The 20572-nt window shown below is 71.8% G+C and carries 10 protein-coding genes; 3 read left to right on the top strand and 7 right to left on the bottom strand.

Features of this window, described 5'->3' with window-relative positions; translation table 11 throughout:
• Nucleotides 1-49 precede the first annotated feature (49 nt).
• The 5 genes from glgB to DN051_RS13025 all read right to left on the bottom strand — a co-directional run bounded on the left by glgB (nt 50) and on the right by DN051_RS13025 (nt 9493).
• Nucleotides 50-2713 carry a 1,4-alpha-glucan branching enzyme gene (gene glgB / locus DN051_RS13045; protein ID WP_112438742.1) on the bottom strand — a complete coding sequence of 888 codons (2664 nt, stop codon included), beginning with the start codon at nt 2711-2713 and terminating at the stop codon, nt 50-52.
• A gap of 27 nt (nt 2714-2740) precedes the next feature.
• On the bottom strand, nt 2741-4135 hold the full coding sequence (locus tag DN051_RS13040) for a maltokinase N-terminal cap-like domain-containing protein (RefSeq protein ID WP_053763396.1): 1395 nt from the start codon (nt 4133-4135) through the stop codon (nt 2741-2743).
• 134 nt (nt 4136-4269) lie between these two features.
• Entirely contained in the window at nt 4270-5970 is a 1701-nt protein-coding gene (gene treS, locus DN051_RS13035; RefSeq protein WP_112438741.1) for a maltose alpha-D-glucosyltransferase, read from the bottom strand.
• Complete coding sequence (locus tag DN051_RS13030; RefSeq protein ID WP_112438740.1) at nt 5967-8072, bottom strand: alpha-1,4-glucan--maltose-1-phosphate maltosyltransferase; 2106 nt, start codon at nt 8070-8072, stop codon at nt 5967-5969. Before DN051_RS13030 ends, treS begins: the two co-directional genes overlap by 4 nt.
• A gap of 215 nt (nt 8073-8287) precedes the next feature.
• On the bottom strand, nt 8288-9493 hold the full coding sequence (locus DN051_RS13025; RefSeq protein WP_053759957.1) for a S8 family peptidase: 1206 nt from the start codon (nt 9491-9493) through the stop codon (nt 8288-8290).
• A 405-nt stretch (nt 9494-9898) separates the two neighbouring features.
• Between DN051_RS13025 and DN051_RS13020 the strand changes: the two genes are divergently transcribed.
• The 3 genes from DN051_RS13020 to DN051_RS13010 all read left to right on the top strand — a co-directional run bounded on the left by DN051_RS13020 (nt 9899) and on the right by DN051_RS13010 (nt 17804).
• The gene (locus tag DN051_RS13020) at nt 9899-10318 is read left to right on the top strand and encodes a Pepco domain-containing protein (RefSeq protein ID WP_053759958.1); all 420 of its coding nucleotides are present in this window, start codon (nt 9899-9901) and stop codon (nt 10316-10318) included.
• Nucleotides 10319-10370: 52 nt separating this feature from the next.
• Nucleotides 10371-15068, top strand: a complete 4698-nt coding sequence (locus tag DN051_RS13015) for a wHTH domain-containing protein (protein WP_162624918.1) — start codon at nt 10371-10373, stop codon at nt 15066-15068.
• Between the two features lie 117 nt (nt 15069-15185).
• Nucleotides 15186-17804 (top strand): glycosyltransferase family 1 protein, encoded by a 2619-nt coding sequence (locus DN051_RS13010; protein WP_053759960.1) that lies wholly within the window; start codon nt 15186-15188, stop codon nt 17802-17804.
• A gap of 22 nt (nt 17805-17826) precedes the next feature.
• Here the strand turns inward: DN051_RS13010 and DN051_RS13005 are convergent, their stop codons facing one another.
• Nucleotides 17827-18336 carry a DUF1990 domain-containing protein gene (locus DN051_RS13005; protein ID WP_053759961.1) on the bottom strand — a complete coding sequence of 170 codons (510 nt, stop codon included), beginning with the start codon at nt 18334-18336 and terminating at the stop codon, nt 17827-17829.
• A 65-nt stretch (nt 18337-18401) separates the two neighbouring features.
• A complete protein-coding gene (locus tag DN051_RS13000; RefSeq protein ID WP_053759962.1) occupies nt 18402-20441 on the bottom strand; it encodes a M4 family metallopeptidase in 2040 nt (679 codons plus the stop codon).
• Between the last annotated feature and the right edge of the window lie 131 nt (nt 20442-20572).

Here is a 20572-nt window from a genome sequence, read left to right as displayed (position 1 = left end):
CGGTCGCCCGGCTCCGTCTTCGTTCCCGTCCCCGGTGCCGGGTGAGGCGCTACGCCGGGCGCAGCCACACCGTGGCCAGCGGCGGCAGGGTCAGCCGGATGCTCGCCGGGCGGCCGTGCCGGCCCACGGCCTCCGGCTTGACCGGGTGGGGGTTGGTGACATCGCCGCCGCCGTACTTCAGCGCGTCGGTGTTCAGCGCCTCGTGCCAGGCCGGGACGTCCTCGGGGACGCCCAGTCGGTAGTCGTGGCGGGCGACGGGGGAGAAGTTGCTGACCGCGAGGAGCGGTGCGCCGTCGGCGGCACGGCGCAGGAAGGCGAAGACGTTGTCGTCGGCGGCGTCGCCGACGATCCACTCGAATCCGTCCGGATGGATGTCCCGCTGCCACAGGGCCGGGGTCCGGCGGTACACCGAGTTGAGGTCGCGGACCAGGTCGCGCATGCCGCGGTGGTCCGCCTCCGCGCCGTAGGCGGGATCGAGCAGCCACCAGTCGGGCCCGTGGGCCTCCGACCACTCCGCGCCCTGCGCGAACTCCTGCCCCATGAACAGGAGCTGCTTGCCCGGATGGGCCCACATGAAGCCGAGGTACGCGCGCTGGTCGGCGCGCTGCTGCCACCAGTCGCCCGGCATCTTCGACACCAGCGACCGCTTGCCGTGCACCACCTCGTCGTGCGAGATGGGCAGGACGTAGTTCTCGCTGTACGCGTAGACCATCGAGAAGGTCATCTCGTGGTGGTGGTGCTTGCGGTGCACCGGCTCGTGGCTCATGTACTGGAGCGAGTCGTGCATCCAGCCCATGTTCCACTTCAGCCCGAAACCGAGACCGCCGAAGCCGCTCGGGCCCCTGTGGTGCGTGGCGCGCGTGACGCCGTCCCAGGCGGTGGACTCCTCGGCGATCGTCACCACGCCCGGCGTACGCCGGTACACGGTGGCGTTCATCTCCTGAAGGAACGCCACCGCGTCCAGGTTCTCCCGGCCGCCGTGCTCGTTCGGGGTCCACCGGCCGGGCTCGCGCGAGTAGTCGAGGTAGAGCATGGAGGCCACCGCGTCCACACGCAGGCCGTCGATGTGGAACTCCTCGCACCAGTACACGGCGTTGGCGACCAGGAAGTTGCGCACCTCGCGCCGCCCGAAGTCGAACTCCAGGGTGCCCCAGTCGGGGTGGGCCGCCCGCAGCGGATCGGCGTGCTCGTACAGCGGACACCCGTCGAACTCGGCCAGCGCCCAGTCGTCGCGCGGGAAGTGCGCCGGCACCCAGTCCATCAGCACCCCGATACCGGCCCGGTGCAGCGCGTCGACCAGGTACTTGAAGTCGTCCGGGGTGCCGAGGCGGGCGGTCGGGGCGTAGAAGCCGGTGACCTGGTAGCCCCACGAGCCCCCGAAGGGGTGCTCGGCCACCGGCATCAGCTCGACATGGGTGAAGCCGAGGTCCCTCACGTACGCGGGCAGCTGCTCGGCGAGCTGCCGGTACGTCAGTCCGGGGCGCCAGGACGCCAGGTGCACCTCGTACACGGAGAACGGCGCCTCGTGCGCGGGCACCTCGGTCCGGCGGGCCAGCCACTCGTCGTCGCCCCACCGGTGGTGCGAGGCGTGCACGACGGACGAGGTGTTGGGCGGAATCTCGGTGCGCCGGGCCAGCGGATCCGCGCGCAGGGTCTTCGAACCGTCGGGGCGGGTGATCTCGAACTTGTACAGTTCGCCCTCGCCGATCCCGGGCACGAACAGCTCCCACACACCGGATCCGCCGAGCGAACGCATCGGGAAGCCCGTGCCGTCCCAGAAGTTGAAACCGCCGGCCGCCCGAACCCCGCGGGCGTTGGGCGCCCACACCGTGAAGCGGGTGCCGCTCACCCCCTGGTGGGTCATCGGCTCGGCGCCCAGTGCCCGCCACAGCTGCTCGTGCCGGCCCTCGCCGATCAGATGCAGATCGAGTTCACCGAGCGCCGGCAGGAAGCGGTACGGGTCCTCCGTGTCCAGTTCGGAGCCCTCGTACGCGACGCGGAGGCGGTACTCGGGGACGTCCCGCAGCGGGACCAGCCCGGAGAAGAACCCGTCGCCGTCGTCGTGCAGCTCGGCGCGCAGACCGCCGGCGACGACGGTGACGGACAGGGCGTACGGGCGGAAGGCGCGGAACACGACACCGTCCGGCACCGGGTGGGCGCCGAGCACGGAGTGCGGATCGTGGTGCGTACCGGCGAGCAGCCGCTCCCGGTCCACGGCGTCGAGCGCGGGGGTGGGGGCGGGGGCGGCGGGGACGCTCGGCGCGGCCGCCCGGTCGACGGCGCCCCGGCCGGTGCGGTCCCGCGCCGCCGGGGTCCTCCCGGCCGCGGTCCTCTTCGCCGCCGCCTTCTTGGGGCCGGCCTTCTTCGCCACAGCCTTCTTCGCGCCGGCCTTCTTCGCCACGGCGTCCTGGACCGCTGCCTTCCCGGCGGCGCTCCGCTTCACCGCGGCCTTCTTCCCCGGCGTCGTCCGCCCCGCGGGCTCCTTCGACGCGGCCTTCTTCCCCACCGCGGTCTTCTTCCCCACCGCGGTCTTCTCGGCGGCGGCCTTCTTCGGCACGGCCGTCTTCTTCGCCGCGGCCTTCTTCGCGGCCGTCTCTTCCGTCACCGCCTTCGTGGCCGTGGCCTTCTTCGCCGTCGCCTTCCTCGGCGCGGCCGCCTTCTCCTCGGCCGTCTTCTTCGGGTCCGAACCGCTGGCGGGGCTACGGGGGGTCACGTGCGGTGCCTCCTAGGAGAAGGGGGATCAGGTCAGGTGGGAGGACGCCAGGCGCCGCACCGCCGACAGCGGCACCGGGAGCCAGTCAGGGCGGTGCCGGGCCTCGTAGACGACCTCGTAGACCGCCTTGTCGGTCTCGTACGCCCGCATCAGTACCGGGTCGGTACGCGGATCGCGGCCGTCGACCTCCGCGTACCCGGAGCAGTACGCGGCCCGGCAGGTCTCCGCCCAACCGGGCACCGGCGGCCGGACCGAGTGCTCCGCGTAGTCGAAGGAGCGCAGCATCCCCGCGACGTCCCGCACGGTCGGCTGCGGCATCCGGCGCTCGGCCGGCGGCCGGGCCGGCTCGCCCTCGAAGTCGATCAGCGACCACGTGCCGGACGGGGAGCGCAGGCACTGCCCGAGGTGCAGATCGCCGTGCACCCGCTGAGCGGTCCAGACCTGGCCCTCGGCCGCCAGATCGGCCAGCGCCCGGAAGGCGGAACGCAGTCCTGGCGCGTGGGGTCGCAGCGCGGGCACCGCCTGGGCGGCCGCGTCGAGGCGCTCGACCATGCCGTCGACCATCGAGTCCAGCTGGGCACGGCCCACCGTGACGGGCGGCAGCGCGCGGGCCAGCGCCGTGTGCACCTCGGCCGTGGCGCGCCCGAGCGCCCGTGCCTCGGCGCCGAAGTCCTCGCCCTTGGCCAGCGCGCGCAGCGCCAGCTCCCAGCCGTCCGCGGCGCCCTGGACGTAGGGCTGGAGGACACCGAGGACGTAGGACTCGCCGGTCAGTTCGGCCCGCATCCACGCCGTCGGCGCGGGCACCCGCGAGCAGCCCTCGCGGGCCAGGGCCAGCGGCAGCTCCAGGTCCGGGTTGACGCCGGGATGGACGCGGCGGAACAGCTTCAGGATGAACGTGTCTCCGTAGACGACCGACGAGTTGGACTGCTCGACGGTGAGCGCCCGGGGCACCAGGGCGGGGCGGATCTCCTGCCGCGGGTCCCGTTCGAAGCGGAGCCCGCCGATACGGGCCCGGGCGCGCAGCGCCTCCAGGATCACCTCGGCGGGCCGGGGGTCGTACAGGGCCTCGTAGACCGTGCGTCCGGCGAGCGGGCCCTCGGTCACATGGCCGATCAGCGCGGGCGCCAGCCGGGGCGGCAACGCCTCGCGCTCGCCTATCAGGAGCTGGTAGCAGTCCGCGGGCGCGGGGGCGGCGCCCTGCACCGGCACATGCGGCTGGTGGACCCGGACGAGCAGGTGGTGCAGGCCCAGCCGGCCTCCGGCCGGCAGCAGTTCGGTGGCCGCGACCAGCGAGAACCCGGTGATCGGACGTCCCTTGCCCGCGAACCAGCGCTGTCGTGGCAACCAGGTGCGCAGGAGCGGATCCAGTGACGCGAGGAGCCCGGGGCCGGCCGTGGCGGGGCGGGTGACGGCTTCCGACATGGCGTGCGTCCTTTCCCTGCGTTTCGGTTCGCCTGCGGGGCGCTTCCAGCCGGTTCGGCTCACGCGGGAGGGCGGGGTGTTACTGATGCGTGCCCCGGGCGGAGCGGGAGAAACCGCCCGCTCCGCCCTGTGTGCTACACCGCGTCCCTGCGGAGCCGGAACCAGTAGAAGCCGTGGCCCGCCAGGGTCAGCAGATACGGCAGTTCGCCGATGGCGGGGAAGCGGACCCCGCCGATGAGCTCGACCGGATGGCGTCCGGTGAAGGAGCGCAGGTCGAGTTCGGTCGGCTGCGGGAAGCGGGAGAAGTTGTGCACGCACAGCACGAGGTCGTCGCCGTGCTCCCGCAGGAACGCCAGTACGGCCGGGTTGGAGGACTGGAGTTCGGTGTACGAGCCGAGGCCGAAGGCGGGGTTCTGCTTGCGGATCTCGATCATGCGGCGGGTCCAGTGCAGCAGCGACGACGGCGACGACATGGACGCCTCGACGTTGGTCACCTGGTAGCCGTAGACCGGGTCCATGATCGTCGGCAGATACAGCCGGCCCGGGTCGCACGACGAGAAGCCGGCGTTGCGGTCCGGCGTCCACTGCATGGGGGTGCGCACCGCGTCGCGGTCGCCGAGCCAGATGTTGTCCCCCATGCCGATCTCGTCGCCGTAGTACAGGATCGGCGAGCCGGGCAGCGACAGCAGCAGGGCGGTGAACAGCTCGATCTGGTTGCGGTCGTTGTCCAGCAGGGGGGCGAGCCTGCGGCGGATGCCGATGTTGGCGCGCATGCGCGGGTCCTTGGCGTACTCCGCGTACATGTAGTCGCGTTCTTCGTCGGTGACCATTTCGAGGGTGAGCTCGTCGTGGTTGCGCAGGAAGATGCCCCACTGGCAGCCGGAGGGGATGGCGGGTGTCTTGGCGAGGATCTCGGAGACCGGGTAGCGGGACTCGCGGCGGACCGCCATGAAGATGCGCGGCATGACCGGGAAGTGGAAGGCCATGTGGCACTCGTCGCCGCCGGAGCCGAAGTCGCCGAAGTAGTCGACCACGTCCTCCGGCCACTGGTTGGCCTCCGCCAGCAGCACCGTGTCCGGATAGTGGGCGTCGATCTCCTTGCGCACCCGCTTGAGGAACTCGTGGGACGCCGGAAGGTTCTCGCAGTTGGTGCCCTCCTCGGCGTAGAGGTAGGGCACCGCGTCCAGCCGGAATCCGTCGATGCCCAGATCCAGCCAGAAGCGCAGCGCGGAGACCATCTCCTCCTGCACGGCCGGGTTCTCGTAGTTGAGGTCGGGCTGGTGGGAGAAGAACCGGTGGAAGAAGTACTGCTTGCGGACCGGGTCGAAGGTCCAGTTGGAGGCCTCGGTGTCGACGAAGATGATGCGGGCGTCCTGGTACTGCTTGTCGTCGTCGGCCCACATGTAGTAGTCGCCGTAGGGGCCGTCGGGGTCCTTGCGGGACTCCTGGAACCACGGGTGCTGGTCGCTGGTGTGGTTCATGACGAAGTCGATGATGACGCGCATGCCGCGCTGGTGGGCGGCGTCGACGAACTCCACGAAGTCGGCGAGGTCGCCGAACTCGGGCAGTACGGCGGTGTAGTCGGAGACGTCGTAGCCGCCGTCACGCAGGGGTGACTTGAAGAACGGGGGGAGCCAGAGGCAGTCCACACCGAGCCACTGGAGGTAGTCGAGTTTGGCGGTCAGGCCCTTGAGGTCGCCGACGCCGTCGCCGTTGCTGTCCTGGAAGGACCTGACGAGGACCTCGTAGAAGACGGCGCGTTTGAACCATTCCGGGTCCCGGTCCTGGGCCGGGGTGTCCTCGAAGGTGTCCGGGACGGGCTCGTTGACGATCATGTTGTGGGTGACCCTCCGGTCTGCGGGGTGGACGGTCGCAGGACGGTGAGGATGTGCGCCGGCCGGCGGCCGGGTTCCAGGCGCACATAGTTGGCCCTGCCCCAGTGATAGGTCTCGCCGGTGAGCTCGTCGCGCACCGGCACCGACTCGTGCCATTCCAGGCCGAGTTGCGGCATGTCCAACGAGACCGTGGCCTCCTGGGTGTGGTGGGGGTCGAGGTTGGCGACCACCAGAACCGTGTTCGATTCCGTCCGCTTGGAGTAGACGATCACCGCTTCCTGGTCCGCGTGGTGGAAGTGGAGGTCGCGCAGCTGACGCAGGGCCGGGCTCTGCCGGCGGATGGTGTTGAGGGTGGTGATCAGGGGTGCGATGGTGCGGCCCTCGCGTTCGGCGGCGTCCCAGTCACGGGGTTTGAGCTGGTATTTCTCCGAGTCGAGGTATTCCTCGCCGCCGTCCCGCAGCGGGGTGTTCTCGCACAGCTCGTAGCCCGAGTACACGCCCCAGGTGGGCGAGAGGGTGGCGGCGAGCACGGCCCGGACCTCGAAGGCGGGACGCCCGCCGTGCTGGAGGTAGGCGTGCAGGATGTCGGGCGTGTTGACGAAGAAGTTGGGCCGCATGTAGGAGGCGGCCTCCCCCGACAGTTCGGTCAGGTACTCCGTCAGTTCCTGACGTGTGTTGCGCCAGGTGAAGTAGGTGTACGACTGCTGGAAGCCGATCTGCGCCAGCGTGTGCATCATCGCGGGCCGGGTGAACGCCTCCGCCAGGAAGATCACGTCCGGGTCGGTGCCGTTGACGTCCGCGATCACCCGCTCCCAGAACACCACCGGCTTGGTGTGCGGATTGTCCACCCGGAAGATCCGCACCCCGTGCGCCATCCAGTGCCGCAGCACCCGCACCGTCTCCGCCACCAGCCCCGCCATGTCCCGGTCGAACGCGACGGGGTAGATGTCCTGGTACTTCTTCGGCGGGTTCTCCGCGTACGCGATCGACCCGTCCGGGCGGTGGTGGAACCACTCCGGATGCTTGTCCACCCACGGATGGTCCGGCGAGCACTGCAACGCGAAGTCCAGTGCCACCTCCAGCCCCAGCGCCGCAGCCCGGGCCACGAACCGGTCGAAGTCCTCGATCGTGCCCAGCGCCGGATGCAGCGCGTCGTGCCCGCCCTCCGGCGAACCGATCGCCCACGGCACCCCCACGTCCTCCGGCGTGGGCGACAGCGAGTTGTTGCGGCCCTTGCGGAACGTGCTGCCGATGGGATGCACCGGCGGCAGGTACACCACGTCGAACCCCATCGCCGCGATCGCGGGCAGCCGGCGCGCCGCGGTCCGGAACGTCCCGTGCGGCCGCTCCGCGGTGCCCTCGGAACGCGGGAAGAACTCGTACCACGACCCGAACAGCGCCCGCTCCCGCTCCACCAGCAACGGCAACGGATCCGACGCCGTCACCGACTCCCGCAGCGGATACCGCGCCAGCAGACTCGTCACCTGCGGCGTCAACGCCGCCGCGAGGCGCGCGGAGGCGGAACGCGTCTCGTCCCGCAGGGCCGCGCGGGCCGCGAGGACCGCGGGCCGTTCGCCGTCCGGCACTCCGACCGCGGCTCGCTCGTACAGGCGCGCGCCTTCTTCGAGGACCAGGTCCGGGTCGATCCCCGCGGGGATCTTGATCTCGGCGTGGTGCCGCCAGGTGGCGACGGGATCGCCCCAGGCCTCCACGGTGTACGTCCACAGGCCGGGCGTGCCGGCGCGCACGGTGGCGCCCCAGCGGTCGGTGCCGGGGGCGAGTTCGCGCATCGGCGTCCACGGCCCGGCCCGGCCCTCCGGGTCCCGCAGCACGACATTGGCCGCGACCGCGTCGTGTCCCTCGCGGAACACGGTGGCCGAGACCTCGAAGGCCTCACCGGTCACCGCCTTGGCGGGCCTGCGCCCGTGCTGGACGATCGGCCGGACATCGAGGACGGGTATGCGGCCGACGGCCGTGGCCTCGCCCGCGGAGGATGGCTCCGGGGCCGGCGGGCCGGCGTCGGCCGGGCGTACGAGGGGGGAATCGGCACCCGTGGCGCCGGGGGTCGTCCGGGGTGCTGACGAGTGGTGCGTGGCGGGCATCACCGCTCCTGTCCGCGTCAACGTGGGTGGGCGGATGGCTGTGGGGAGGTGGGTCGTGCGTGATGTGCCGGTGGGGCGTACCGCTGGAGCCTTCCCACCCTATTCGGGTGGGCAATCCGGCACTTTGTTAACTACTCACGCGTATGTCTACGCACAAGACCGGCCCCGTTCGGAATGAACGGGGCCGATCCTTCCACTGAGGCCGGAATACGCCGCTACGAGCGGGGTATTTGCAGGAGTTCGTTCGGTGAACCGGGTCCCCGGCCGGAGACCTTGCCGGAAACCGCCCTGGAAACCAGGGCCTTGGAGACCTGTGCCGGGGTGGCTTTCGGATGGCCGGCCAGATACAGCGCCGCCGCGCCCGCCGCGTGCGGCGACGCCATCGAGGTGCCGGAGAAGGTCACCGCGCCCGTGTCGCTGCGATGGGACGCGGAGGTGATCGACACACCCGGGGCGAACAGGTCGAGCGCGGCGCCGTAGTTGGAGAACGACGCCCGCGCGTCCGTCCGGCTCGTGGCGCCGACCGTGATGGCCTGCCGGACGCCCGCGGGCGAGTAGAGCCCGGCGGGGAGGCCGTCGTTGCCCGCCGCGACCGTGTACGTGACGCCGGAGGCGATGGAGGTGCGTACGGCGGCGTCCAACTGCGCGTTGTAGAAGCCGCCCAGGCTGAGGTTGGCGACAGCGGGCTTGCGAGCGTGCCGGGTCACCCAGTCGACACCGGCGATGACCTGCGCGGTCGTACCCGCGCCGGCGTTGTCGAGCACACGTACGGCGACGACCCTGGCCTTCTTGGCGACGCCGTGGGAGCGGCCGGCGACGGTCGCCGCGACGTGCGTGCCGTGCCCGTTGCCGTCCCCGGCGGACTTGTCCCCGCCGACGAAGTCCCAGCCGTGGCCGGCCCGGCCGCCGAAGTCCTTGTGCGAGATGCGGATGCCGGTGTCGATCACGTACACCGTCACTCCGGCGCCGCCCGACTCCGGCCCGGTGTAGCTCTTGTCGAGCGGCAGGCCGGGCTGGTCGAGGCGGTCCAGTCCCCATGACGGCGGGTTCTTCTGCGTGTGGCCGGCGACCACCCGGGTGTCCTGCGCGACGGAGGCGACCCGCGGGTCGGCCGCCAGCCGCTTCGCCTGTCTCTCGTCGGCCCGTACGGCGTAACCGTTCAGGACCGCGCCGAAAATGTGGCTGATTCTCGCCCCGTACTTCGCGGCGACGCCCTTCCCGGCGACCGACGGAGCCTTTGTTCCCTCTTTCAACGTCACCAGATAGCTTCCCGTGACGGCGCCGGGTGCACCGGCGCCGAGTATCCGCCCCTCCGGTGCGGCGGCCTGCGCGGACGGTGTGCCGGCCGACAACACCGCGGTGCACGTCACCGCGGTCAGCCCACCCGCCCAGCGCAGACGCCGTGTTCGCGTCCGTGCCATGGCCCGAGTTCCCCTCCTCGACACGGCGTGCCCCGGCCGGCGGCGCCCGGGCGGACCCGGCGCACCGGCCGGCACGCCAGTGGGCAGCCTCTCGTGCCCCCCGAAGCACCACAAGGACGCCGAGGCAGGCGGAATCGGCCATATCGCCCATGGGGTGGGTGGGGGAGCAGCGGACGGTTGCGGTGATTCCAGGCCGTCGTGGCCCGGCGGATCGGTGGGGCTGTTCCAGGCCGCCGAGGACGGACGGACCGCCGGGGCGATTCCCGGCCGCCGAGAATTGGCGGAGAAGCGGCGACGGGGCGGGGTGTCACCGGGACGCGGTGTGGCGCGAATGCCGGACGCCGGTGGCGGAGATCGGCCTATGATCGGCCGGAAGTGTTGTGACGAGTGTGGGGGAGCCGGGGCATGGAGTCCTACGACCGGGATCCGGGCGGCGCGCGGCGGACGACGGACGAGCGGACCACGGACGAGGAGACCTCGGGCGACCTGGAGTTCCTGGTCGTCGATGACGAGCCGGACGACCGCGGCGGCCACGACAAGTCCTGGCGCCGGGGCGGTGGCGAGGACGGCGAACGGGTCCGCCGCCGCAGCTTCACGCCCGCCGACCTCAACGCCCGTCTGAGCCGCACCCTGAACGGGCTGCGGGACGCCTTCGAGGGGCTCGACCAAGCCGGTCCCGACGGCTGGGGCATCTCCGAGGTGCAGGTGTCCTGCCAACTGACCGCCTCGGGGCAGCTCGTGGTCCTCGGTGTCGGCGCCCAGGCCCAGCGCACGGGCGGCATCCAGCTGACGCTGACCCCGCGGCCGGCCGGCAGTGGGCGGTAGCCGGGGCGCACCGGACGGAAGAGACCAGAGGTTCCGCGCCCTGCTGGTGGGCGTGGACCATTACAGCGGCGACTCCGCGTTCCGGCCGATGCCCTTCATCACCAGTGAACTGCGGGGACTGGCTGAGGCGTTGAAGGCTTCCGGGTATCAGGAGGCGATGGTTCTTGACGCGGACGAGCTGAACGGGACGGCGATCAAGGACCAGATCGAACGTTTTGTGCTGCGCGCGGCACCCGGCGACCACCTGTTGCTCGTGCTGTCGGGACACGGCTTCCACAAGGACGGCTCGGACTACCTGGTCACCGGTCCGGCCCACAGCGGCTCACGGCACTTCCTGGACACCTGCCTGCGCATCGAGTTCGGCGACTACCTGCTGGACTCACGAGCCGATCAACTGGTCGTCGCCGTCGATGCCTGCCGGGTGGACTTCGAGTCGTTCACCAAGGCCGGCACCGACGAACGCGACTGGAGCAAGGGCAGCACCGGCTACGCCGAGGGCGGCGCACCCGGCCGGCCCCGGTACGCGCACGTCTACGCCTGCACACGGTACGGTGCCGCCGGGTTCGGACCGGCCGCCGGACCGCCCGCCGACGACGGCCCGGCGGGGGACGGCGCCAAGGGATTCTCGTACTTCACCAGAGCACTCACCGAGATCGCCCGGGACGCGGCGGCTCCCGGTGCCCTGGACGCGATGGAGAGCCTGCTCGACGACCGGGTCCGGGAGATCGCCCGCAGCGACCGGGGCCGCTCCGATCAGGGAGTGCAGGTCAACTGTCCCACCGGCAAGGACGGCCTCGTACTGTTCCCGGGCCGCGGGCCGGGCGGGCCGGACCGGGTCCAGGAACACCCCTGGCAGCAGATGGCCGTCGAGCACGAGGCATGGCGGCGCGTGGTGTGCGAGCGGCTCGACGAGTCCGAGGCCGAGCAGGCCGTCGAACAGGTGCGGATCGCGGTCGCCCGGCTCGTCGGGCTGTGGGGACACGAGACCGACATCGCCGACGCATGGCTCGCCGAGCACGGGGACATCTGGCGCCCCATGGGCAGCGAGAGCCGGATGAGTCTCGGCGTCGCGACGATGCTGTACGAGTCGGCCCCCACCCCCCGCCGAGACGACGAGCGGACGGCCCCCGCCCCGGCCCTCAGCCTCACCGAGGCCGCGCTGCTGGTCGCCGGTCCCTACCTCTACACCGCCTTCGGCACCCGGTTCGCCCATCTGGCCCGGGACCTGCGGCCCTGGACGCTGGTGGACGGCGCGCCCGGCCCCCTGGCGGACTGCGGTTTCGCCGACCGGGGAGCCTTCGACCGGTACTGCTCCGGCCACCTGGCCCTCAAGGACCGCGAGCGCAGGGCCCGGCAGCGCGGCCGGGACGGGGACGCCCGGGCCATCGCGTGGTGGCTCGCCCGGCAATGGCTGCTGCGGCTGCCGGCGACCCGGGACGCGGTCCGCGGATCCGGGCTCGCCGGCCTCGTAACTCTCCCCGAGGAACCGGAGTTCGAGCCGTGGCTGGTCCGTGAGGTACTCGGTCCCGACCGGCTGTGGCGGCTCGTCGAGCTGATCGGACTGGACCTCGAACAGTGGCAGCCGCCGGAGCCGGAAACCGTCGCCGCCCAGCGCGGCGCCGAGCACACCGTGGACTGGGAGAAGACGGGGATCCTCCTCACCGTCGCCCACCACATGGCCGTCGACCCGACGCTGCTCTCCTCCCTCGTCGCCGAACACCTCGGCATCAGCGCCCCGGTCGACGGCGACTCCTTCCGCACCGCGCTGCGGGAGGCGACCTGGCAACCGGACGGTCCGCGCTGCCGCGCACTGTCCACCGCCTGCCCGCACCTCGCCGTGGAGCTGGCCCTGCGCGACCACGCCGACACCCTCGACCGGGCCGTGCGCGCCGTGCTGCGCGGCCCGGCCGGAGAACGGGTGGCGAGCTGGGGAGTTCCGGCCGCGTTCGGCGCGGGCAAGGTGACACCCGCACTGGACGACGACCGCAGGCCCCGGTACGACAGGTCCGACGTACGGTTCAGGCTGGACGGGGACCGGGTCCGGGACCTGCTCATGGGCGAACAGCTCTACCAGGACCGCACCCTCGCGCTGCGCGAGCTGTACCAGAACGCCCTGGACGCCTGCCGGTACCGGCGGGCCCGTACCGATCTGTGGAACCTCCGCAACCCCGACGAGCCCGACCTTTGGCAGGGGCAGATCGTCTTCACCCAGGGAGAGGACGAGGACGGTCGGGCCTATATCGAGTGCCGCGACAACGGCATCGGCATGGGCCGGCACGAGCTGCGCCACCTGTTCGCCTTTGCCGGAAGCCGGTTCGTGGAGGAGCGGAAGTTCCTGGAGGAGCGGGCCGAGTGGGCCAAGGCCGGAATCCCCTTCCACCCGAACAGCCGGTTCGGCATCGGCGTGCTCAGCTATTTCATGCTCGCCGACGAGATCCGGGTGACGACGAGCCGACTGAGCCCCGACTTCGGACCCGGGGAGAAACTCGTCGTCGACATCGACGGGCCCGGAGCGCTGTTCCGCGTCACTCCGCAGGGAAACAGCCGGTGGGCGGGTACCGCCGTGCGGCTTTATCTGCGAAACCCCGAGGAGAGTGTGTCCTGCGGCGAGGTGATGCGCAGGCATCTGTGGGTGTCGGACTTCGCCGTGACGGTCACGGAGGGCGAGGACGAGCCGCTGCGGTGGCGACCGGGCGCCATCTCCGAACACCTCGGCCGTGACTCCGTCTCCGACCCGGAAGGGGCGTGGCGGCACGAGGGAGAGGCCCCCGCGGCGCAGGACGCCGGGGACGGTGTGTGGTGGTGCGGCGGGCGGGGCGGCGTTCTGGCGGACGGGCTGTGGGCGGGGGAGGACCGCTTCGGCTGCGTGGTGAACCTCACCGGCAAGCACGCGCCGACGCTGCGGCTGGACCGCGGGGCCATGCTCGACGACCACGAGGCGTACGTCGCCGATCTCCTCACCGAGAAGATCCCGGTGCTGTTCGAGGAGGGCGGGGGTGTGCTGTCACTGGAGTGGCTGCACGCCTTGGCACGGGGCGGCTGGCCGGAACCCGGCGAGCGGCTGGAACTCGGTCCTGAGCCCCAGCGGCAGGCGCGGCTCGCCGACCTGATCGCCGAACAGGCGGTGGCACGTGGACACCGCTTCGCACTCCGCTCGCCCGACGGCGCCGAGTTCGTGGCGGACGCGGGCCTCGTGGGCTGCTGCCCAGGTGACCGACTTCTGGTGGACCGCACCCGGATGGCCGGCGAGGCGATGGTGCGTACGGATTACGGCGGCGTCTTCGCTGAGTGGCGGGCACGGGTCTGGGCGGCCGCCGACGAGGGTTCCGGAGTCCGCCCCCGGTCCCCGCTCCTGGTGGCGCGCCCCACCGATGAACTGCTCCTGAGCCAGGTCGACGAAAAAGACGGCGAGCAGCATCTCGCACCAGGACTGATTCTGGTGGCCGCCCAGTCGAGCGGACTTCCCTTGGAACGCGCCGCGGACCGGCTCAAGGCCTTCGGACTGAAGCTGCCCGACGACGATGTCCTGCGGCGGCTCGCGGACGTGCCGAATGTACGTCTGCTCAGCAGCGACGGGGACGGCATGTACCCCTGGATGTCGGCAGGAGCCGAGCTGAGCGTCGCCACGGTGCGCAAGGTCGCCCGGCGGAACGACGAAGATCCCCGCGCGCTGGCGCGGTTGCTCGCGGGGTTGGGATTCCGGGTACCCGATGACGACGAGCTGGGCGTGAGCCAGACGCCTTCCTGGCCCCCGAACCGTGCGGACCTGCCCGACCTCGTGCTGAGGCGGCATCTGGAACCCGGCGGCCCCGAGCTGCCGCGCGACCGGCCCGTGATGCCCGCCCACCTGGTCCTGGCTGTCGGCGCCTTTCCCGGACGGGCGGACCACGTTGCCGAGGTGCTCACCGCGGCCGGACACGAGCTGGCGCCCGGCACGATGCCCGACCTGGTCGACAGCACCGACCTGGCACTCATCAGCCGGAACGGCGACAGCCGGCCGCCCTGGCTCTCCGAGGACGAGCGTTTGCTGCTCTACCACCTGCTGCGCATCTCCCGTGCCGGAGGGCAGAGCCCGGAACAACTGGTCCAACGGCTCGTCGAGCTGGGCCTCACGCCGCCCGAGCTGCCGGCCGCCGAGGAACTGCACGCATACCGGAGGCTTGCCGAGGACCTGTACCGGTTCTACGGGGTGCCCCGGCAATCGGGCGGCTATCTTCCAGGCCACGTCGAGGCCGACGCCGTTCTGGCTCTGGCGCGGGACAACCGGCTGGCGGATCGGGACGTCGCGCTGCGCTTGATCGAACTCGGGTTCACCGTCCGAGGGCTCGACGAGCATCCGCGACAGCCCCGCGACTATCTCGACCTGGCCGTGGCGAGCCTCAAGCAGGACGGCGGTCCGCCCTGGCTGGAGGTGGACCGGCGGGTCCCGTGGCACCACGTGATCCGGGTCGCGCGCACGCGCGAGCTGACGACTGACCAGGTGGTCGAGCGTCTGACGAGCTGGGGGCATGACGTGGCGCCGGAACCGCCGGCGGGTGAGTGGAGCCCCGGCGACAACCTGGTGCTGCTCCGTCACGGCGCGCAGACCTCTTGGCTGTGGCTCGACGGACAGGTCCCCGTCCCTCTCGTGCACATCCTCTCCGCCGCCCATCAGCTGGCCCGCACCCCCACCGCCGTGGCCCAACGCCTCGCGCAGCTCGGGCATCTTCTCCCCCCGGACGTCGAGTTCACCGACCCCCACGCGCCGTAGTGCGCCCTGAGCGTCCCGGCGAGCCCCCGTCGGACGGCGAAGTAACCACTACCGTCGATAGCGACGACGGGACGCACGCCGCTGTGCGTCCTCCTCCGCACGCTGACGAGGTGGAATGTGAAGGCGATCCGTCGGTTCACGGTCCGACCCGTTCTTCCCGACTCCCTGCGGCCGCTGAGCGATCTGGCCCGCAATCTGCGCTGGTCCTGGCACACCGAGACACGCGACCTGTTCCAGTCCGTCGATCCGGAGCGGTGGGCCGCCTCGGGGGGCGATCCCGTACGCCTGCTGGGCAGCGTGCGGCCCGCGCGGCTCGCCGAGCTGACCGAGGACCGCCGGTTCCTGCGCAGGCTCACCACCGTCGCCGACGAACTCGACGACTACGTCACCGGCGACCGCTGGTACCAGGCGCAGCCCGGTGAGCTGCCCGCCGCCGTCGCCTACTTCTCGCCCGAGTTCGGCATCACCGCCGCCCTGCCCCAGTACTCCGGCGGACTCGGCATCCTGGCCGGCGACCATCTGAAGGCGGCCAGCGACCTCGGCGTGCCGCTGATCGGGGTCGGGCTGCTGTACCGGCACGGGTACTTCCGGCAGAGCCTGTCCCGGGACGGCTGGCAGCAGGAGCACTACCCCGTCCTCGACCCCAACGAGCTGCCGCTGGCCCTGCTGAAGGAGGCCGACGGCAGCCCGGCCCAGGTCACCCTCGCCCTGCCGGGCGGCCGGTTCCTGCGTGCCCGGATCTGGCTGGCCCAGGTCGGCCGGGTCCCGCTGCTGCTGCTCGACTCGGACGTCGAGGAGAACGACCTCGGCGAACGCGGCGTGACCGACCGGCTCTACGGCGGCGGCAGCGAGCACCGGCTGCTCCAGGAGATGCTGCTCGGCATCGGCGGCGTCCGGGCGGTGCGCACGTACTGCCGGCTGACCGGACATCCCGGGCCCGAGGTGTTCCACACCAACGAGGGGCACGCGGGGTTCCTGGGCCTGGAGCGGATCGCCGAACTCGCCGACCTGGGCCTGGAGTTCGACTCGGCGCTGGAAGCGGTCCGCGCGGGCACCGTGTTCACCACCCACACCCCCGTCCCGGCGGGCATCGACCGCTTCGACCGCGAACTCGTCGCCCGCCACTTCGGCCCCGGCGCCGAACTCCCGCGCATCGATGTCGAACGCATCCTCCGGCTCGGCATGGAGACCTATCCGGGAGGCGAGCCCAACCTGTTCAACATGGCCGTGATGGGCCTGCGCCTGGCCCAGCGCGCCAACGGCGTCTCCCTGCTGCACGGCAAGGTCAGCCGTGAGATGTTCTCCGGTCTGTGGCCCGGGTTCGACGCCGAAGAGGTGCCGATCACCTCGGTCACCAACGGTGTGCACGCCCCGACCTGGATCGCCCCCGAGGTGTTCCGGCTCGGCGCCCGCCAGATCGGCGCGCAACGCGCGGAGGACGCCTTCACCGGCGGCGACGCGGACCGCTGGGACGCGGTGGCGGACATCCCCGACCAGGACATCCACGACCTTCGCCGCACCCTGCGCGAGCAACTGGTGGCCGAGGTGCGGGACCGGCTGCGCGTCTCCTGGCGGCAGCGCGGCGCCGGCACGGCCGAGCTGGGCTGGATCGACGGCGTCCTCGACCCGGACGTCCTGACCATCGGGTTCGCCCGGCGCGTCCCGTCGTACAAGCGGCTGACGCTGATGCTGCGCGACCGCGACCGGCTGATGGACCTGCTGCTGCACCCGCAGCGCCCGGTCCAGATCGTGGTGGCCGGCAAGGCGCACCCCGCGGACGACGGAGGCAAGCGGCTCGTCCAGGAACTGGTCCGGTTCGCCGACGACCCGCGGGTACGGCACCGGATCGTCTTCCTGCCCGACTACGGCATGGCGATGGCGCAGAAGCTGTACCCGGGCTGCGACATCTGGCTCAACAACCCCCTGCGCCCGCTGGAGGCCTGCGGCACCAGCGGTATGAAGGCGGCCCTGAACGGCTGCCTCAACCTCTCCGTCCTCGACGGCTGGTGGGACGAGTGGTTCCAGCCCGACTTCGGCTGGGCGATCCCGACGGCGGACGGCGCGGGCACCGACCCCGACCGCCGCGACGACATCGAGGCCGCCGCCCTCTACGACCTGCTGGAGCAGCGTGTCGCCCCGCGCTTCTACGAGCGCGGACCGGGCGGTCTGCCCGACCGCTGGATCGAGATGGTGCGCCAGACCCTCACCCTGCTCGGCCCGAAGGTGCTGGCCGGCCGGATGGTCCGCGAGTACGTCGAGCGGCTGTACGCTCCGGCCGCCCGCGCCCACCGCGCCATGGCCCCGGACACGGCACGTGAGCTGGCCGAGTGGAAGTCCCGGCTGCGCGCGGCCTGGCACGCGGTCACCGTCGACCACGTCGAGACGTCCGCGACCACCGCCACCGCCGAACTCGGCACCACGCTCACCCTGCGGGTCCGTGTCGGCCTCGGCGAACTCGCCCCCGACGACGTGGAGGTGCAGGCGGTGTCCGGGCGGGTGGACTCCGAGGACCGGATCGCCGACGCCACCGCGGTCCCGCTGAAGTCGGTGGGCGGGGCGGACGCGGAGGGCCGCTGGGTGTACGAGGGTCCGCTGTCCCTGGACCGCACCGGGCCCTACGGGTACACGGTGCGCATCCTCCCGGCGCATCGCCTGCTCGCGTCGAGCGCTGAGCCCGGCCTGGTGGCGGTGCCGTCGGAGGACGTGGTGGAGGGGGCGGGGGTGCTGCTGCGCTGACCCGCCGGGTGGTGAGGGGGCCTCAGTCCTGCTGTTCCGGCTCGCACAGCTGCCGGAGCACCTTGCCGCAGCGTCGCGCGTAGGCCTGCTGCAGCCCCCTCGTCGCCGCACCGCCCGCGCGGGCGTACCACTTCGCGGCGCGGCTGAAGGCGGACACGGTCAGCCAGACCGTGCCGTCTCCGGTGCGTTCGACGAGGAAGGCCTCCTCGCCGCATTCGGGGTGACCGGGGAGCGTGCCGTAGGCCCAGCCGGTGCGGCGGTACTCGGAGACCGTCCAGACGATCCGGCAGGGCGCCTTGATCATGCCGGCGAGGGTCATGGTGACGTCCACCCCGGGGGCCGCGCGGTCCGCGGTCGCCTCCACGCCGACACCGATCGCCCGGTGCATCTCCCAGGTGCTCACGGCCTCGGCGGCGCGGCGGAACACCGCCTCGCCCTCACCTATGCGGGTGCGCACATGCAGGGGGTGGAAGCCGGGCGGGCAGAAACCCGTCTCGCGGGTGGCGCCGACGTCCTCGTAGGTGAACGACATGCGCCCAAGCGTAGGGCGGCACCCGGCGGCGGACGCGCGCCGGGTGCCGCCTCGTGCACCGGGGACTACGGGAAGGTCAGTTTCCAGCTGTTGATGTAGCCGGTGTCCCGTGCCGCCTGGTCCTGCACCCTCAGCCGCCAGGTGCCGTCGGCGACCTCGGAGGAGGCGTTGACCGTGTAGGTCTCGTCGACGTTGTCCGCCGAGTCGGAGGAGCTGAAGTTCTTCAGGCGGTACGCCGTCCCGTCCGGGGCCAGCAGGTCGATCACCAGGTCACCGCGCCAGGTGTGCACGATGTCGACCGCGACCTGGAGGTTGGCCGGGGCGTTGCCGGCCCGGCCGGTCACGGCGATCGAGGAGGTCACCGCGGCGCCGTTGTCCGGGATCGACACGTCACCGGTGTTCTCGAAGGAGGTACCGCCGCCCGGACCGCCGGGCCGCGGGCCGACGGCGACACCGGCCCAGGCGTCCTGCACCGCCTTGTACTCGGCGCTCGACGTGCCGTACAGCTCACCGGCGACGGCCAGCGTGCCGGTGCGGGCGCCCGCGTAGTTGGTCGTGGACGTGAACTTCGTGGTGAGCGCCTTGAACCAGATCTGCTCGGCCTTCGCCCGGCCGATGCCGGTCACCGGGAGCCCGTCCGCGGTGGGCGAGTTGTAGCTGACGCCGTTGACGACCTTGCTTCCGCTGCCCTCGCTGAGCAGGTAGAAGAAGTGGTTCGCGGGGCCGGACGAGTAGTGCACGTCGATCGAGCCTATGCCCGAGTACCAGTTGTCCTTGGACGCGCCGTCCTTGCTCGGCTGGTCCATGTAGCGCAGCGGCGTACCGTCGCCGTTGATGTCGATCTCCTCGCCGATCAGGTAGTCCCCGATGTCGGAGGAGTTGTTCGCGTAGAACTCGACGGCGGTGCCGAGGATGTCGGAGGTCGCCTCGTTCAGACCGCCGGACTCGCCGCTGTAGACGAGCCCCGCGGTGGCCGAGGTGAGGCCGTGCGTCATCTCGTGGCCGGCCACGTCGATGGAGGTGAGCGGGTTGGCGTTGCCGGAGCCGTCGCCGTAGGTCATGCAGAAGCAGCTGTCGGACCAGAACGCGTTGACGTAGTTGTTGCCGTAGTGGACGCGCGAGTAGGCGCCGACGCCGTCGCCCCTGATCCCGCTGCGGCCGTGCACGTTCTTGTAGTAGTCCCAGGTCAGCGCGGCGCCGTAGTGCGCGTCCGCGCCGGCCGACTCCGGGTTGGACGCGGTGCCGTTGCCCCAGACGTCGTCGGAGCCGGAGAACAGGGTGCCGGTCCCGGAGGTGCCGCGGTTCAGGTTGTACGTGCGGTGGTTGCCGCGCGCCCCGTCGGTGAGGTTGTACGTCGACCCGGACTGGGTGGTGGTGAGGTCGACCGTGCCGCTGTAGACCGTGTGACCGGTGCCGTTCTTGACGGCCTGCCACTCGTACAGCTTCTTGCCGGTCGTGGCGTCGGTGACGACGTGCAGCTCCTGCGGGGTGCCGTCCTCCTGGAGGCCGCCGACGACGGTCTCGTAGGCCAGGGCCGGCTTGCCGCTCGCGGCCCAGACGACCTTGCGGGGCGTGCGGTCCACGTCGGGGCCCTTGGCGTCCTGCGCCCGCGCGGCGCCGAGCGCCTGCCGCTCCGCCCGGTCGGTGCTGATCGCGGGGTCGAGCGAAGGCACGTCGACGGCGGCCCGGGTCGCCTTGGTGACGCCCTCGGTCCGGCCGTCCGCGTCCGTGCGGACGACCAGGTCGCCGCCGAGGACGGGGATGCCGCCGTAGGTCCGCTCGTAGCGGGTGTGCAGGGTGCCGTCGGCGTCCTTGACGACGTCCCGGACGACGAGCTTCTCCTTGCCGCCGAGGCGGAGCTCGTCGGCGGTCGCCGCGGTGTCGGCGCCGGCCGCCCGGATCAGCGCCGCGCGCTGGGCCGGGGTGAGCTTCACGGGCTGGGCGCCGGCCTCGGCCGACGCGGACGGTGCCTGCTGCGGGGCGGCCGTCGCCGCCCCTGACTGCACGGCGGTGGCGAGGAGGGCCGCGACGCCGGCGAGGGCGACGGAGGCGACGGAACGCTGCAGGGTGTGGGAGGTGCGTCTGCGCGAAGAACTAAGTCTCAACACTGACTCCTTCAGCGTGGCCGCGGATTGCGCGGCCAGGGGAGATCCGGGCGGCTGGTGGGCCGTCCGGGCAGAACGCGAAACCAGGTGCACGCGGCCACGGGACGACACGGCGGCGGATCAGTGGGGTT

The organism is Streptomyces cadmiisoli, from assembly GCF_003261055.1.
In the GTDB taxonomy this organism is placed as follows: Bacteria; Actinomycetota; Actinomycetes; order Streptomycetales; family Streptomycetaceae; genus Streptomyces; species Streptomyces cadmiisoli.
The sequence above is the reverse complement of the archived record's forward strand: the minus strand, read 5'-3'. Positions and strand labels throughout refer to the sequence as shown.

Excerpts from the sequence above, each read along its gene's own strand:
- DN051_RS13040 (WP_053763396.1), bottom strand. The coding sequence starts at position 4,135 with ATGTCGGAAGCCGTCACCCGCCCCGCCACGGCCGGCCCCGGGCTCCTC.
- treS (WP_112438741.1), bottom strand. The coding sequence starts at position 5,970 with ATGATCGTCAACGAGCCCGTCCCGGACACCTTCGAGGACACCCCGGCC.
- DN051_RS13030 (WP_112438740.1), bottom strand. The coding sequence starts at position 8,072 with ATGCCCGCCACGCACCACTCGTCAGCACCCCGGACGACCCCCGGCGCC.
- DN051_RS13025 (WP_053759957.1), bottom strand. The coding sequence starts at position 9,493 with ATGGCACGGACGCGAACACGGCGTCTGCGCTGGGCGGGTGGGCTGACC.
- DN051_RS13020 (WP_053759958.1), top strand. The coding sequence starts at position 9,899 with ATGGAGTCCTACGACCGGGATCCGGGCGGCGCGCGGCGGACGACGGAC.
- DN051_RS13005 (WP_053759961.1), bottom strand. The coding sequence starts at position 18,336 with ATGTCGTTCACCTACGAGGACGTCGGCGCCACCCGCGAGACGGGTTTC.